The 15,254-nt window shown below is 44.0% G+C and carries 13 protein-coding genes and 3 pseudogenes; 8 read left to right on the forward strand and 8 right to left on the reverse strand.

Features of this window, described 5'->3' with window-relative positions; all coding sequences use genetic code 11:
• The first annotated feature begins 474 nt into the window (after window positions 1–474).
• On the forward strand, window positions 475–1,761 hold the full coding sequence (locus GC090_RS17680; RefSeq protein WP_324021620.1) for an MFS transporter: 1,287 nt from the start codon (window positions 475–477) through the stop codon (window positions 1,759–1,761).
• A gap of 238 nt (window positions 1,762–1,999) precedes the next feature.
• Window positions 2,000–2,626 (forward strand): LysE family translocator, encoded by a 627-nt coding sequence (locus GC090_RS17685; RefSeq protein WP_324020573.1) that lies wholly within the window; start codon window positions 2,000–2,002, stop codon window positions 2,624–2,626.
• Window positions 2,627–2,697: 71 nt separating this feature from the next.
• Here the strand turns inward: GC090_RS17685 and GC090_RS17690 are convergent, their stop codons facing one another.
• Window positions 2,698–3,312 carry a histidine phosphatase family protein gene (locus tag GC090_RS17690; protein WP_324020574.1) on the reverse strand — a complete coding sequence of 205 codons (615 nt, stop codon included), beginning with the start codon at window positions 3,310–3,312 and terminating at the stop codon, window positions 2,698–2,700.
• An 835-nt stretch (window positions 3,313–4,147) separates the two neighbouring features.
• Between GC090_RS17690 and GC090_RS17695 the strand changes: the two genes are divergently transcribed.
• Together GC090_RS17695 and GC090_RS17700 are read left to right on the forward strand one after the other, a co-directional pair.
• Window positions 4,148–4,474 (forward strand): SymE family type I addiction module toxin, encoded by a 327-nt coding sequence (locus tag GC090_RS17695; protein ID WP_324020575.1) that lies wholly within the window; start codon window positions 4,148–4,150, stop codon window positions 4,472–4,474.
• A 464-nt stretch (window positions 4,475–4,938) separates the two neighbouring features.
• Window positions 4,939–6,039, forward strand: coding sequence for a hypothetical protein (locus tag GC090_RS17700; protein ID WP_324020576.1), 1,101 nt, complete (start codon window positions 4,939–4,941; stop codon window positions 6,037–6,039).
• Between the two features lie 242 nt (window positions 6,040–6,281).
• Here GC090_RS17700 and GC090_RS17705 read toward each other — a convergent pair whose 3' ends face one another.
• The 4 genes and pseudogenes from GC090_RS17705 to GC090_RS17720 all read right to left on the reverse strand — a co-directional run bounded on the left by GC090_RS17705 (window position 6,282) and on the right by GC090_RS17720 (window position 8,518).
• On the reverse strand, window positions 6,282–6,659 hold the full coding sequence (locus tag GC090_RS17705; RefSeq protein ID WP_324020577.1) for a putative T6SS immunity periplasmic lipoprotein: 378 nt from the start codon (window positions 6,657–6,659) through the stop codon (window positions 6,282–6,284).
• Between the two features lie 5 nt (window positions 6,660–6,664).
• Window positions 6,665–7,204 carry a type IV secretion protein Rhs gene (locus GC090_RS17710; RefSeq protein ID WP_324020578.1) on the reverse strand — a complete coding sequence of 180 codons (540 nt, stop codon included), beginning with the start codon at window positions 7,202–7,204 and terminating at the stop codon, window positions 6,665–6,667.
• 239 nt (window positions 7,205–7,443) lie between these two features.
• Window positions 7,444–7,757 (reverse strand): annotated as a pseudogene (locus tag GC090_RS17715) (DNA primase); the annotation flags it as partial.
• A gap of 44 nt (window positions 7,758–7,801) precedes the next feature.
• The gene (locus GC090_RS17720) at window positions 7,802–8,518 is read right to left on the reverse strand and encodes a hypothetical protein (protein WP_324020579.1); all 717 of its coding nucleotides are present in this window, start codon (window positions 8,516–8,518) and stop codon (window positions 7,802–7,804) included.
• Between the two features lie 240 nt (window positions 8,519–8,758).
• Between GC090_RS17720 and GC090_RS17725 the strand changes: the two are divergent.
• A pseudogene (locus tag GC090_RS17725) lies at window positions 8,759–9,066 on the forward strand (transposase); the annotation flags it as partial.
• Window positions 9,067–9,282: 216 nt separating this feature from the next.
• Window positions 9,283–11,772, forward strand: coding sequence for a BsuBI/PstI family type II restriction endonuclease (locus GC090_RS17730; protein ID WP_324020580.1), 2,490 nt, complete (start codon window positions 9,283–9,285; stop codon window positions 11,770–11,772).
• Between the two features lie 159 nt (window positions 11,773–11,931).
• Here GC090_RS17730 and GC090_RS17735 read toward each other — a convergent pair whose 3' ends face one another.
• The 3 genes and pseudogenes from GC090_RS17735 to GC090_RS17745 all read right to left on the reverse strand — a co-directional run.
• Window positions 11,932–12,066 (reverse strand): hypothetical protein, encoded by a 135-nt coding sequence (locus GC090_RS17735; protein ID WP_324020581.1) that lies wholly within the window; start codon window positions 12,064–12,066, stop codon window positions 11,932–11,934.
• Between the two features lie 343 nt (window positions 12,067–12,409).
• Window positions 12,410–13,711, reverse strand: a complete 1,302-nt coding sequence (locus GC090_RS17740) for a hypothetical protein (protein WP_324020582.1) — start codon at window positions 13,709–13,711, stop codon at window positions 12,410–12,412.
• Between the two features lie 142 nt (window positions 13,712–13,853).
• Window positions 13,854–14,488 (reverse strand): annotated as a pseudogene (locus GC090_RS17745) (primase-like DNA-binding domain-containing protein); the annotation flags it as partial.
• 207 nt (window positions 14,489–14,695) lie between these two features.
• Between GC090_RS17745 and GC090_RS17750 the strand changes: the two are divergent.
• On the forward strand, window positions 14,696–15,007 hold the full coding sequence (locus tag GC090_RS17750; protein ID WP_324020583.1) for a hypothetical protein: 312 nt from the start codon (window positions 14,696–14,698) through the stop codon (window positions 15,005–15,007).
• Between the two features lie 63 nt (window positions 15,008–15,070).
• Window positions 15,071–15,214 (forward strand): hypothetical protein, encoded by a 144-nt coding sequence (locus tag GC090_RS17755; protein ID WP_324020584.1) that lies wholly within the window; start codon window positions 15,071–15,073, stop codon window positions 15,212–15,214.
• The last annotated feature ends 40 nt before the right edge of the window (window positions 15,215–15,254 follow it).

Genomic DNA, 15,254 nt, shown 5'->3' on the forward strand with positions numbered 1-15,254 from the left:
CGGTTTATTTTCCCCAAAAAAGCTAAAACCCAGGCTCAATTTGGCTTCCTCAATTTATGTGCCCTGTATTTTCTCCTTACCTCATCACTCTACTTGCTCTTATATTTTGAGACATCGGTATAAATCCGCTGGTCTGAAAAGAATAAAAAGCACCACCATCATGAAACGCACTACGAAAAACCATGATGTAAAAAAACCGCCTAATTTTAATTAAAAACATCACCTTGCTATAACATTATCTTTACGCACACGTTGGTTAACCGCATGGGTTAACCCGTTCACATTTTTGGAATATCGTTAAAGCGATAACGATAATTATTGTGCCAGCTCACATATCCTCTTCCCGCTTTCGAGACAGAATCGCTCGCCTTTACGAATACATGGGGATTTTTACGAATTAAACCAGCTTTTTTAATTTAAGTTTCACCTTATCCCTTTCGCTAATAATTTGGGAAATTTTTAACAGGATTCATGATGAAAACGATCAGGCATTACAGATGGCATATGATCTTACTGGTGTGCTTTATTACGATCATTAATTACCTTGATCGTACGGCGTTAGGTGTGGCTGCACCGACCATTATGAAAGAGCTGGATATCAGCAAAGAGCATTACTCCTGGGTGGTCAGTGCCTTTCAACTGGCTTATACGATTGGTCAACCCATCGTGGGCTATGTCATTGACACCATTGGCCTCAAACTGGGCTTTTTTCTCTGCGCCATGATATGGGGCGTGGCCACGCTGATGCATTCGCTGATGGGATCCTGGCAGGGCCTGGCGGCGATGCGCGCGATTATGGGCTTCAGTGAAGCCTCTGCGATTCCGGCTGGCGTCAAAACCGCCTCCACCTGGTTTCCGGCGAAGGAACGCGGCATAGCTACCGGCGTATTTAATATGGGCACCTCGTTCGGAGCAATGCTGGCACCGCCGCTGATTGCCTGGTGCATCCTGTTTCACAGCTGGCAGTTTGCGTTCATTGTGGCAGGCATACTGGCGATTCTGGCAGCCTTCGTGTGGCTCTTCTTTTATAAAGATCCCAAAGAGGCCAAACGGCTGTCGGCAGAGGAACGCGACTATATTGAAAGCGGACAGGAAAAACACCTGCATACTACGAGGAAGGAGAAAACCTCGCTTGTGCGTATCCTGAAGCAGCGTAATTTCTGGGGCATCGGGATCTCACGGTTTCTGGCCGATCCGGCCTGGGGCACGATCAATTTCTGGGTGCCGATCTTCTTTGTTGAAACCCTGCACTTTAGCCTGAAAGAGATTGCGATGTTTGTCTGGCTGCCCTTCCTGATGGCCGATCTGGGTTGTCTGGCCAGCGGCTTTGTCGCGAAGTTCCTGAACGATCGCGGCATCAGCCTGATTAATTCCCGCCGTATTACTTTTACGATTGGTGCCGTTCTGATGACCACTATCGGCCTGGTCAGCGTGGTTGAAAACCCCTATGTTGCCGTCCTGCTGATCAGCATCGGCGGTTTCTCCCATCAGTTGCTCTCGACCGTCGCTTCTACCCTGGGTGCCGATCTGTTCAGAAAAAACGAGGTGGCCACCGCGGTCGGTATGGCGGGTGCCTGCGCCTGGTCCGGTCAGTTGATTTTTAATCTGTTTATTGGCGCCTTCGTCAGCATTATCGGCTTTGGTCCGTTCTTCGTTGCGCTGGCGGTATTTGACCTTATTGGTGCGGCGGCACTGTGGGGATTGATTCGGGAGCGGAAGGAGGCCGATGAGGGAGAGGCCGGGCTGGCGGCATCGCATTAAAACTTCTTTTGTATTACTGAAGGCACGCTGCATGGCGTGCCGCTTTTCTCATTTTCTAAGCGCAGAGAATACTGAATCCATCCCGTGAAAATGGGCTTCAAAAAACTGACTAAATTATGGAAAAGTCCTTCATCCTGTACGGAGAGATTAAGACGTGCGAACGACGACAGATAATAGTGGCCTGGGCGAATTACAGAAGTTATGTTAATACATTCTCTTATCAGGTCAGGGATGCGATATGTGGGATGCGTCTTCGTTTTTAGCTGCCTTACTGGTTTACACCATTGGCACCGCCTCGCCCGGACCGGGCAATCTGTCTATTGCGAATGCGGCCATGAATGATGGCCGTCAGGCCGGACTGGTGCTGGCAACCGGTGTCATCTCCGGCTCCCTGTGCTGGGGCCTGTTAACCGCCTTTGGTGTCTCTGCCATTTTGGTTTCCTTCCACGGTTTTATCGTCTGGCTAAAACTGCTCGGCGCGGCCTATTTGCTCTGGCTGGCGTCAAAAGCCCTGCGTAGTGCCTTTCGCCCTGGCGAACTGGCGGCACGTCCCGCCCGATCTCACACGTGTTTACGCGGCTACTATCTGCAAGGGCTGGGATTGCACCTTACGAATCCCAAAGCCGCGCTGACCTGGTTCACCGTCACCAGCGTAGGCCTGACCCGCGGTGCCCCGCAGTGGCAGAGCTATGTTCTGGTTGCCACCTGCGCACTGACCGGGGTGATGATATTTAGCCTGTATGCGCTGATTTTTGCTTCGCAAACGGCGGAGACGTATCTCAATCGGGCGCGGCGCAGTTTTGATGTGATTTGTGCGGGGTTTTATGCGTTGGTGGCGGTGGGGTTTTTGGTGTCGCTGCGATAAGTGCGTTCAGAGAACTCATTCATCCTCGCGGACACAGAATCCGCCACGTAGCGATAGCAGAAACCGCGGAGTTAACACTGAAGCAAATGTGAGGCGATGCCCCATTTAAGCGCAGTACAGCGCCCATCAATCAACTTAAATGTGGAGTAACTCGCGTTGGGTTGAGCATAGCGGGCAAAATTAACAAGGTTTCCCTCGTTAAGCATGGCAAGCGTTCCCTGAATGATGTGCCCATGGGAAACGAGGCAAACAGTCTGGCGTTTTTGCTCGTCCGCAAGACAATGTAAAAACCGCAGCATTCTGTGCGTTGCCTGCGCCAGCGATTCGCCACCCGGAGGGCAATAATCAGCATGTGATGAAAATAACGCCTTAGCTTCATCAGGATAGTCAGACGCGAGTAAGGCTATGTTCATTTCCTCAAACATACCAAATGCCTGTTCCTTGAGTGCAGACTCCGCAATCACTGGACAGGCGAAGCGTTGAGCCAGAGTTTGAGCCATTTGCCATGCTCGCCCTAGTGGAGAGGCATAAACACGCTCAACGACATGATCTTCTTTTGCCAGTGCGACCACTAATGCAGCCGTTTCACGTCTGCCACGTTCGCTCACTGCGCTGTCGCAATGCCCCTGAATGATGCCCCGTACATTCCACTCCGTTTCCGCGTGTCTGACCAGAATGACTTTCATCGTGAGGAGGCCTTGATGGTTGGTTTTGGTTTATCTTCGGTTATCACGAGCACTACATCCTTTTGGTTTCGTCGAATGCTCGTCTGTTTTTATCTGAAAACCGCCAGAATGTTTTAGCCCTAACGCGGAAGCTCAAGGCCAGCATTCACCCTCAATCATTCGGCTTTCCTTTAGATAGTTGGTTTCCAGTAAAAAATTTATACAATCTTATAACATGATATAAAGCGCCGTTTCGGGTTGTGTTTCAGCACCTGTCTTCAAGCGATTTGGGAATGTTGAAAAAGGGACGTTCCTTATTGTTCTCATAAGCCCAGTCGTTGCTGCCGGTCAGCAAGCTGGCATCAGTAAGTATTGCGGTGAGGCAACGGTCACGAACGGCTCGGCGATCAGATTACGCTTCACCAGCAGAAGCTGCTGATCCTGTGGATGGCTAAAGGCGTTGACGGTGCCGATGTGGAAATTGTTATGCAGCTCCCAGGAGAGTGCGAGTGGCTGATGAAGGATTTCGGGGTCAGGGTTTGGTGACGCGGTGAAAGTCCCGGAGGCGGTTTAGGTCAGGACAACAGGACAACGGCTTGACGCTGAGAAAGCGTGAAATGGTCGGGTATTTCCCCCTTCTTTTCGCCACTATCAGAATTTAGATCTGCCACTAAAAATGATGGATTACGTTGCGAATTGCGTGAAATTTCTGCGTACGTTTTCGCAGTTTGCTATTTTCACTCTCGCTGCGTTTTCTCCTGCCTGATTAAATATTCCGGTCATTTAGCGCGATACGAATGTGTTGCCCCACATCCGCATCGCTGATCACAATCACTATTTATAAGGAATAGTAATCATGACTGCCTTCAATTGTATTTCAGGCCATACAGAACCTAAAGCATCAAACTTCACCCAGCGCTATGCGACCGTGGGTTATGTGACCCGCACTCCAAATTATCGCCGCGTTCCAGCGATTACCCTGAAGGGCTGCTGGTTAAAAGAAGCGGGTTTTCCGATTGGTGTGCAACTGGATGTGAAGGTCACCTGGTGCCAGATTATTATCAGCTTCAAACCCAGGGACGTGATAAACGGGACGCGGGTGGGATCGATTAAGGATCTGGCTTCGCTGTCCGTGCAGCAGAGAAAGCGGGTGATGAAGGCGATTGGGCTGACTGAGTGGTAAGAGGTTGAGGGGGCTTGCTCCTGCGGAGGTGGGGGCAAGTGGGGTTTTAGGTTCATTTTCAATTTGTGAGAAAATAAGTCATACATTGTTGAATTAATTCCGTAGGAATTTATTAACAAAATCATTGTGCACGCCCTACTTAATCAACATCTCATTTTTAACAACCTTTATTTTCAGATAATTTTCATCAGAAGCCGTAGAGTTACCTCAACCTTTTGCATCAGATCTACCCACCGACAGACTAACAGGAAGAATAAAAAACGCTTAAGGTAACCACAATCAATATAAAAAACCACGAAATTAGATTACTAAAAAACAAATCAGCCACCCATTATTTTCATTACCAATGATATAGCCAAGCCTCTAAAAAAATCATACCATAACATCAACTAAACAAAGGTTGACTCATGTTTATATTAAAGCCCCAAAAAAAAGATATGATTACTTAAAGGACTAGAGCCACAATGAAAAAAAACAGCTTAAATATAATTAGAAAATATAAGTTTAATAAAAAAAGGAACAAAAAATACAGTCTTGATGAAACATTGAACCTGTCAACAAAAGCAGTTACAGTCATTCCTTTTTTGCTTATTTGTTTTGGTTCGGCTCAGCTATTTACTTTTTCCATTGCACATGGCATTTCCTTTACAGACTTACTTAAAGTCAGCATGTTGATGTCATTTGGAGCAATGTATCTAGTTATGATTATCACCTTAATCCTCATCGCTTCATCAGTAACATTACTCAACCATTCCCTTAACAAGGTTGTTAATAAAGAACTTATAGGGAAATCAAAATTCGATTTTTTAAAAGCCCATCCTAAAATTTCATTATCTCTTGTCAGTTTAATGCTTGGCAGCTGGCCTTTTGTCTTTCTAATTTATTCCGACAGTAAAAATTTATGGGTAAATTTCCTCTGCTATTTATTATCTTTAGCAATAATACTAGTTTTCTATCATAACTGCTTAACAACATCATTTATTGGTGGCAGCAACTCACCTAAAAATAAAATAATTAGCAGAACAAAAGTAGCAGCATTAGTATTAATACCATTATTCTCAATGTATGCCGTACTGTTTTTTTATTTGACATTTGATGTCCTCATCAAAAAAAACAATACATCTGACTACATGGGTATAATTTATCTCTCATTAGTATTAACTATAGTTAACTTTCTTTCATTATATATCCCAACGATTGAGAAGAGAAAAGAGGAAATTCCGACAACAACCTTAATGTTAACTTCCATATCGTTTCTCTTCTTATTACTGCCAGGTGAAATCTCCAACTATCCAGTTAATAAGTTAGTCAGAAGTGTCGGGCTTGGGTTAGAGCATCGTTGCTATTTAAAAAAAGAAATAGATAAAACCTCAATCCCAAAAGTGCTAAAACGGGAGGAAGGCAATATTGTCGAGCTTTCAGTTGTAATAAATATTGATAATATTTATTACTTATCCTACCTCGACGATGATGACTTTAAATCCAGTATTAGGTTCGTTGCGGCAGATCTGACCAGAGTGGGCTGCCCTGATAAGAGAGTACCAATGGCACAGAACCAGATGTAACTCATATGAAATTCAAATATTGACAGTTGACTTAATGAATAAACGCGGTCACTCTGATGGTTTCGTCCTCAACGCTACCTATAGCACCGAGGAACGGAACCAGTTTCGCAAGATTAGAACTAATATCACTATGGTTTTCCGCGCCTCGCTAAACCCCTTCCAGCACATATTCGATCGGATATAGATTTGTATAAAAATGCCACTGGTCTTATAAGAATATGCGCGCTTGTAAGATCATCGTGTTAAAAGATCTTGATGACGCCTTTGTCGAATTGAGTAGAAAACTCAGCCGTTACCAAATGCGATTGTGATTTCTGATTCATGACGTCATAAGCGATTGAATATCTTTCACCCGGTGAGAATTTAAATCCGAATAGTGGCAGGCATTCCCCTTTATCTACATAAACAGGTTTATCATCAAAGACTTTATGTAGCGTATCGTTTTTATCGCTGTTTATTTGAATAGCGGTAACCCGTTCCTCTGATTTTAGCGGCGACACTACACAAACCTGATTATCTTTAATAATCACTGAGGTTGATTCTCGCTCAGTCATTCTGTCACCCGGACCAGGGCACCCGGATAAAATAAATACTGAAGCCAATAAAATTTTACCCTTCATGGTTATCATCCTTTTCCCGTAACGATTTTCTGATAAAGCGACGATACATCCTGAATCCTGTCGTTTCCCCTGTACATCCCCATTCGCCCTAGTCTCTGATAGTAGCGCCATTTATCAGCACCATATACTAGTAGCAGCCAGTAATCAGCTAAAATGGATGCTTGTTGTTCAAGAGAATAATCAGTGAGCTTATTTTTATCAAGTTCATAGGTATAGTCAGCAGCCCAGCTAAAAGCGCCTCGTAGTCTGACCCACTGCCCGTTTTGATGCTGCCAGACATGCCCAAGTTCATGGATAAAAACGTATTTATCTTCAATAAGAACAGCGTTTGAAGAAAAATCCTCTTTATACATTGGTTTTCTGTACCACAACTCTCCATTTGGCGTCATAGCATAGTTTTGCTTCTGCAAACCAAACGGTAAATAGCTGTCACAATGAATCCAGATGCGATTATAGGCTACTGAATCACCAAAAATCCGGCGAGCCATCGCAATCTCACCTAACGTCATACGGCGTTGTGTCCCTTCTTCAGCTTGAGTGCTCATAATCAATCCTCCTTATGCATCAGCTCATCAATGATAGTTAGTCGTCCAATCCCCATCACGCCTTGGATTTGGTTTGATCTACTAATTTTTTGGCAGTTTGATGAAAAAATAACATACTTAACCTCAATTTTTTGCGACAAGTATTTTGCTTTGAATGATTCAGGATTTTGCGCCCAGTCCATAATCCTGATGAAGATATGACTAACATCTTGGTGTATTAATCAACGGCGAGCAGGTCAAATCACTTCTGCGTTGCCAATAAGCATGCCGTCACACTGCTGTGAAACCATCAGGTAACCACAGTAATCCACCAGCGAATCACACTCGCGCCTGATGGCAAGAGCCTACTCGTCAGTCTGCTGTTCAGACAGCAACTGATGAGCCCCTGCTGGTCAGCAAAGGGAGTATTAAGGTGGCGGATGATGACCTGTAACTCAGCCTCAATTTTTATCGTCATCAGTGGGTCACGTTCGTTCTCCGGAATAGCCCGTGAAAAGTTAAAAATGTCTCGGCACCGCGATATGTCTCCGCTGCGATCGCTGAAAGACCTAACGAAATTAATCGAGCAGATCACTTAACAACATGAAAACGGATAATTTACATATCTTTCTTTACGGGCTTAGGTACGAGCTGGGGATTCGAAAACAGGTAGTTCCTGTCTAGTGTTAGCTCATAACACTCTTTTTCGTTAACAGTAAGGTACATTTTGTCATGTTGCTTTGGCCCACAATCAGAAACAAACTGCGCATCCGCTAAAAGAGATACTTTCACAACGTATGGAATTGCGAAGGCAACAAGAATGTACAAGGGGGAGAGCACGATTATCAAGTGGTAGTAGTTTTTACATACTTTGTAGAACGTTGATTCTGAAACCCTATTAATTATTCTTCGACTAATAAATATTGAAAGAAAAGAGATGGATTGCATAATTACTATTGGAAATAATGCGCAAACCAAAACCAGTATATATATAAGGATAATGGAAACCGGAACAGCTAAAATCCCAGGAGAAAACTTCAGTTCACTTTCGTTTAAGGAGAAAAAATAGCTCAATAGCTTAGTTGAAAGAAGATATGAAACATACCAGATAGCAATATTGTAAAACTTGACGGCGATCGTGCTTTTGCCAAATCGCAAAACAACATCTTTGACATCATTAATTTTCCATAAACTCACAACATAGATTAACAGGTAAGCGAAAAAAATATGACCCTTGAATAAAAACAAAGCAGCCAAAGAATAAAAGACTAAGCCTATAAGTGCCTCACGCCTTTGGTAGATCCATTCATAAATATTACCAATGCTAATATGCAAAATAACTCCCTAAGATTTCGTTAAGAGTGGTTAAACATCAGTTCTCAAAGGTATCTAACGAAATATGTAGTTCATGACCAACTTACCTCCTATTAATCCCACCATTTTTGCAAAAAAATTATTTTATTATTCACTAATTCAGTCCGGTGGTATAGCCCATACTGTGAGCATCCCGTCAAAACGGCCCACTCACTTTTAGAGGTCTTCCGACATACTGATTATGTCACTGAGGAGATCACAATGCGTAAAGCCCGATTTATAGAGCATCAGATCATCACCGTTCTGAAGTCTGTTGAAGCCGGACGCATCGTCAAAGATGTCTGCTGCGAAGCGGGAATATATGAGGCTTCATACTATAAAGTATGGCGGCATTGAAGCCTCTGATGTCAAAAAGATGAAGGATCATGAGGACAAAAACCGCCGTCTCAAACAGATGTTTGCCGACCTGAGTCTGGAAAACCGCGCGTTTAAAGATGTCATTGAAAAAAGCGTTAAAACCAGCGATAAAGCGTGAGTTCGTCAGCTATATGAAAGAGATGTTTGCATTGCCCAGCGTGAAAACCTTCGACACGGATGATTCAGACTAATGAAAAAAGTAGCTCCGCTTGCCCGTTTGGTGAATCGTTCCGTTTTCGCTCTACCTGCTTCTCTGAGCCATTTGTAGTAATATTGTCCCCCTTGTGAGGCGTTTTGATTCTCAGGCCTGGCTTTGATGAAAAGGACAAAACGCAGTTTTGAATTTTTAGCAAATTAGTGGAAAAACGATGCGTCTTTTGGAATTGGCTGAACAGAATAGAAAAGAAGCGAACAAACTACTCAACCCCAAGACCAAATCAGCACTCGGTCAGTTTATGACTCCAGCCCCGATTTGTCTGTTCATGGCAAGTCTTTTCGACAACATCGAAAGCGAGGTTAAGTTACTTGACCCTGGATGTGGGGTGGGATCACTTTCCGCTTCATTCGTAGATCGAGCCTTGTCCTTGGGGGTTGAAAGGTTAGAGCTCGAGGTCTATGACATTGAAGAGGTGATGTTGCCATTCCTGGATAACACACTAAAATCATGTGCAAATGAGTTTGGAAAAAAATTCTCATTTAAAATCAACAAGAAAGACTTCATAATCGAGACAAGTCTGCGCATAGAAAACCTTTTCAACCCGGAAGAGATTGAAACGTACAGCCATGTCATCATGAATCCCCCATACAAAAAAATTCTATCCTCCAGCCCTCACCGCATCTCGATGAGCAATGCAGGCATAGAAACAGTCAATTTATATTCAGGATTTGTTGCTTTAGCGTTAAAACAGTTAAAATCCGGTGGGGAATTAGTGGCAATCATTCCTCGATCTTTCTGTAATGGCCCGTACTATCAACCTTTCCGGGAACAGTTGCTTTCGGAAACATCCATCAAGCATATTCACATTTTTGACACACGGAATACTGCATTTGCAGAAGATGAAGTTCTTCAAGAAAATATCATCATTCATTGCGTCAAAGGTGTACCTCAGGGTGAAGTTACGATCACTTCAAGCCCAACGTCTGATTTTCATCTTGATGAAGAAACTGGGCAAATAACAGCTACTGACATGACACAACGTAAGGTTTCAATCGATAAAATTGTAAACCCTACGGATAAACAGAAGTTCATACATATCGCAGCAAGCCCGCGTGAGCAGGACATAATTGAAAGATTGTCACCATTCACATCAACATTAGACGATCTAAAAATTCAGGTCAGTACAGGACCTGTTGTTAACTTTCGACTTCGAGACGATCTGCGCGAAAATTTAGATGCAGAATCCGTCCCGCTTCTTTTCCCCCAGCATTTAAACGGGAAAGTTCATTGGCCCCTCGACGGAAAAAAACCAAATGCTATAAGGGTGTCAGATTCATCACGCCCATGGCTCTGGAAAAATGAGGGCTACTTTCTGATCATTAAAAGATTTAGCAGTAAAGAAGAAAAACGTCGAATTGTAGCAACTTTGTATGACTCATCCCTTCCAGGTGAGTTGATAGGTTTTGAAAATAAAACCAATGTCTTTCATATTAAAAAAGCTGGTATGGACGCAGATCTTGCCCGTGGGCTTTATGTTTATTTGAACTGTACTTTATTGGACAAATACTATCGCCAGTTCGGTGGGCACACTCAAATAAATGCCTCAGACCTAAGATCGATCCACTATCCGCCACTGGAAATTTTGCGGAAAATGGGCAGTGTATTAGACAGTGAAGTACTTAGTCAGAATCAAATAGATGAAATAATTAATAGGGAATTAGATCTGATGACAGAAGGAAAAACGACTGATCCACTGAAAGCTCAAGAAAAAATAGAACAATCTCTTGAGATATTGCGTTTGCTTGGGATGCCACGCGCTCAGATAAATGAACGTTCAGCACTGACCTTACTCGCTCTACTTGACCTTCATCCTGATGGAGACTGGTCAAATATATTACGACCTATGATGGGTGTCACTCCGATCATGGATTGGTGTAGAGATGTATATGGTAAGGAATATGCGCCGAACACGCGTGAGACTTTCCGCAGACAAACACTGCATCAATTTTGTGATGGTGGAATTGCCCTATACAACCCTGATGAACCCAACCGCGCAGTAAACTCTCCCAAAGCCTGCTATCAAATAGCACCTGAATTGCATACCGTGCTGCTAACGTATGGTACACCTAAATGGGATGAATCACTCAAAGAGCACATGGGAAGCATATCTACCTTGGTTGAACAGTATGCAATGGCAAGAAAAATGGAAATGATCCCTTTGAAGCTGAACGATGGAACGGAGCTCATTTTAAGCCCAGGTGCCCACAGTCAGTTAATCAAGAATATCATTGTTGAGTTTGGCCCTCGCTTCGCTCCAGAAGCCGAAGTTATATACATCGGTGACACTGGAGCGAAGGAGGATCATTTTCGCAAGGAGCGACTTGCAGAGCTGGGGGTAACAGTTAACCGCAAAGGAAAACTGCCTGATGTTGTTCTCTATTGGGAAAAACGTAATTGGTTACTGTTAATCGAATCAGTCACTTCTCATGGCCCAGTTGATGGAAAACGCCGCGGTGAATTAGCGAAATTATTTGCGAATGCAAAACCGGGGTTGGTTTATGTTACGGCGTTTCCAGACCGTAAAGTAATGGCTAAATACCTTATGGATTTATCTTGGGAAACAGAGGTTTGGGTGGCTGATGCACCAACTCATATGATCCATCTGAATGGTGATCGATTCCTGGGTCCACATAATACGTAAAGTAAAAAGAACGAGCATTTAAGGAGCCTGACGCTGGCTCCATTTTTTTAAAATCTGCAAATGGCATCGCGTCCAATCGCAGCAGATCAGAATCGTATGGCAGGAGAAGGGACATCATCACCCCTTTGTAGTTAGCTCAACTCAGTTAAATTTCCTGACCTATGCGACAATTTTCAACTCAGCCTCTTCTGCTTTCTTCCGTTCGAGCCACGTTTTGCCCTCTGGTGTCGACAGAAATTGACGAGCATCGATTTTACGGTTGTTGCGTTTGGTTGCCGCTGCATTTTTCACCATGATTGCCTCCAGAACGGTCCTCCGCTGGTCCACAAAGGCAGGCTAAAGAAAATCGCAGTGACAGATCCAGATGCAAAATCCCCTACGAAATGGTGCCGAAGGCAATAGTTTTTACGCCATTTTGTGGCTAGTAATGCTGAACATATCTGGACCAATCAAGTAAAAAAGATTTACTGGAAACCCTTCACACCCTACACCCTTGAATTTTATTCTTAAAGTCATCAAATTAAGCGATGAAGCAATGATGAATAATAACCACCGATGTACACCACGGATGAACATCATCATGAAACCTATTAGGTCCTTAATAGATATCATTTATTTATAGCTAGAATCAATATTCTCAAACTATTGAAATTACCAATTCAAATGTAAATCCTTTTTCTTTTTTTACAAAAAACTCTTTTCTTGTGGTTATTTTGTAATTTTTATATTTTATTAAATTTGGAAAATCATCAAATAAGGAAAATTTAAGTGAAATTTCGGAACCAAGTGATTTTAAAATTAAGATATCGGCGATTTCATGAATGGTTTCTCGGGTTTCATTAGAAAGAGGCATGTTATTAATATGAGCTCTAACTTTAAGAGACCTTGCTACATTTTCCGTCCCGTTAATAGAAAAATCAACATTATCTTTAATTAATTTATTTTCGCCAATTTCTATCATTTTACTGCTAGATACCCATGTATCAAAACTGAGATGATAGTCATTCATCGTTATGTTTTTCTCTAAGAGAAAGTCCTTTGCTAGAAATGGTGACCAACCTTCGCTTGGCAACACCAATGGAGGGTTAGCCTCTAATTTCTTTCTCTGAAGGATTTTTTTAATGCGCAGCTTAATCTCACCTTCACTCTTAAAAGGGTTTTGACCCACATCACGTACGAATATATTTAACGCATCAATATCATTGCGAAAATAAATAATTGCAAGTTTAGTGGCTTCTTTGTACAAAAAATGATTATTTGTACATAACTTTAATGACACCAAATTCCTTTCATAATTAACATAAAGATGAAGAAAATACAAAAATGGCATGTATATTACAGATAACATCATGGGGATTAAAAGCTCAGTAAAGTTAAACCACGTAAAAGTCTCTTTATATGAAAGAATAGAAATATATATTGAGTGAGCAAAATAAAAAACCACAAAAAGACTAATGACTGAACATAAGAAAGTGCTTACCCTTTTTGTTTCTTCTTTTTCCCGACCTACGATCACCATACCGCTCAATATAAAAATAACGGGAAAAAATAAAAATTCAGTAAAAAAAGAAAAACTTTGCAATTCAAGCAAAAAAGTCAGCAAAACACTTAGTTTTAAATTATCTTTAAACTTATCCCTGAAGTATTTTTTTGCGTAACTTACATTAACAACCTCGAATATTGTCAATAAAGCATAACTGACAAACCATACCAATGTTGATTTTAAATTTAAAATACTCCACACCCCTAACTGATGAAGCAATACAACCTCTAAAAACACCCACAGAACTAATATAAGAAACACCTTGACAACGGCTTTATTTTTTATTATCAATAATATATCTAAAATTGACATACGAGTAGGTTTGTAAAAAAGACACAATAAAAAACCTATTAACATCCATGTAAGTACTGCATATTCTCTACCATTGAGATCCATGAGCTACCCGCTTTCATAAACATAATTATTAAGTGTTACATTATAGTTACACCATTGCATATTCAAATTTTATAAGCTTAAAAAAACCGGCTTTCGCCGGTTCTGGTTGTCATGCTGCGTTCAGATCGTCGCACTTTGGCAGCTAGTCGGAGCTGCTTTCGTCCGTCAGCCCGAGGTTGGTCTGCATCCCGAGCTTCGTGCGCCGCTTCAGATAGCTTTTCCCGTACTCGCGCATGATGCTCTCCAGCGCCTGGCTGAAGGTCTTCATGCTGAGCGGGTTACGATAGCCATTGGCCTCCATGTACGCCAGATAGGCGTGATACAGGTAGCGCTTCGGCTGTAAGGGCCGGATGCTGGCGTTACCCATGTGCAGGCCGTTCGGCTCGGCGGTCGCGAACAGATAGCCGCAGAAGTCCACCATCGGGTCGGCGTCGCGCTTGATGCGCATGGCCTCGCCGGAGTTCTGCTGCTGCTGAAGCAGCGCGCGGGCGTCCTGCGGGTTGCTGAAGCGCTGCATCAGCTGGCGCACGATGACGGGGCCAGCACCGCCTGTATCTTCTCCTTCAGCTGCGGGTCGCGCTCGTTTGCCGGGATAATTTCCGCGAAATGCAGGATGACGCGACAGCGTGACACGCCCCCGCTGCGGTCGGTGAAGCGCATGGGGTTGTTGTTCACGGCCAGAATCACCGCCGGAATGTGGGTTGAGTAGGCGTCGCGTTACTTGGGGCCAACGGACACCGCATCGCCGCCGGTAATCGCCTTGATGCCCGCGCCGTCAACCGGACACGCTTCCGATAGCTGCTGGAGCAGAACGGCGGCACCGTCACGCCGGAGATGAAGGCGCTGCGTGCGGAGTATCTGGAGCAGCAGGAAACGGCGACCGGGCTGGCCGGGCTGATTACCCAGAGATAAAAGCAGCTGCCGGGGCTGGCCGACGTGACCGGGCAAAAGGCTCACGCTTACATCACCTGCCATGAGCGCATCATGGACGAGCGCATCGATGCGCTCATTGATGAATTCTTTCTCTTCCACGCCATTGAGCTGACCAGCCTGCTCAGAATGAAATATAGCCAGTTTGAACGGTATGGCTCCCCCCATGCGCCGGGCGTACTTGAAGGGGCAAACGATGCAGACACGCTGTACCGTGGATATATTATGAAACTGATGATGAGCTGGACGAATACAAAGCTGCCGCTGATGTTTCGTGATGATGTTATCAGCCTTGCTGGTCCCTACCCCTTCAGGGGTGCCGGAACTGACCGGCGTCAGCGCAGGCGGTTCCCCGGCCAGAAATAACGCCTCAGCCCGGCACCTGCCGGGCTTTTTTACGTCTGCTGCGTGAGTGCATGTTTATGCTGCATGAAAACTCATGAGTCTCAGGCACCCAAAAGCGGCAGCAAAGACCAGTGGCGGCGCGGCCCGGAGCCACTCATGCAGGTGCATGAAAACCGCTACATGAAGTGCGCAGGCGTGGCGGGGCTACGAGTGCGCGCAACGCATTAAAATGCTGTCTTGAGAGCTTAGAAAACGATAGCATGAGACT

Origin of the sequence: Pantoea sp. JZ29 (genome assembly GCF_035190385.1) — a bacterium.
Classification (GTDB): domain Bacteria; phylum Pseudomonadota; class Gammaproteobacteria; order Enterobacterales; family Enterobacteriaceae; genus Pantoea; species Pantoea stewartii.

Bases quoted from the DNA above. Each gene is read 5' to 3' on its own strand.
- GC090_RS17680 (WP_324021620.1), top strand. From the start codon at position 475: ATGAAAACGATCAGGCATTACAGATGGCATATGATCTTACTGGTGTGC.
- GC090_RS17685 (WP_324020573.1), top strand. From the start codon at position 2,000: ATGTGGGATGCGTCTTCGTTTTTAGCTGCCTTACTGGTTTACACCATT.
- GC090_RS17690 (WP_324020574.1), bottom strand. From the start codon at position 3,312: ATGAAAGTCATTCTGGTCAGACACGCGGAAACGGAGTGGAATGTACGG.
- GC090_RS17695 (WP_324020575.1), top strand. From the start codon at position 4,148: ATGACTGCCTTCAATTGTATTTCAGGCCATACAGAACCTAAAGCATCA.
- GC090_RS17700 (WP_324020576.1), top strand. From the start codon at position 4,939: ATGAAAAAAAACAGCTTAAATATAATTAGAAAATATAAGTTTAATAAA.
- GC090_RS17705 (WP_324020577.1), bottom strand. From the start codon at position 6,659: ATGAAGGGTAAAATTTTATTGGCTTCAGTATTTATTTTATCCGGGTGC.
- GC090_RS17710 (WP_324020578.1), bottom strand. From the start codon at position 7,204: ATGAGCACTCAAGCTGAAGAAGGGACACAACGCCGTATGACGTTAGGT.
- GC090_RS17730 (WP_324020580.1), top strand. From the start codon at position 9,283: ATGCGTCTTTTGGAATTGGCTGAACAGAATAGAAAAGAAGCGAACAAA.
- GC090_RS17735 (WP_324020581.1), bottom strand. From the start codon at position 12,066: ATGGTGAAAAATGCAGCGGCAACCAAACGCAACAACCGTAAAATCGAT.
- GC090_RS17740 (WP_324020582.1), bottom strand. From the start codon at position 13,711: ATGGATCTCAATGGTAGAGAATATGCAGTACTTACATGGATGTTAATA.
- GC090_RS17750 (WP_324020583.1), top strand. From the start codon at position 14,696: ATGGACGAGCGCATCGATGCGCTCATTGATGAATTCTTTCTCTTCCAC.
- GC090_RS17755 (WP_324020584.1), top strand. From the start codon at position 15,071: ATGAAAACTCATGAGTCTCAGGCACCCAAAAGCGGCAGCAAAGACCAG.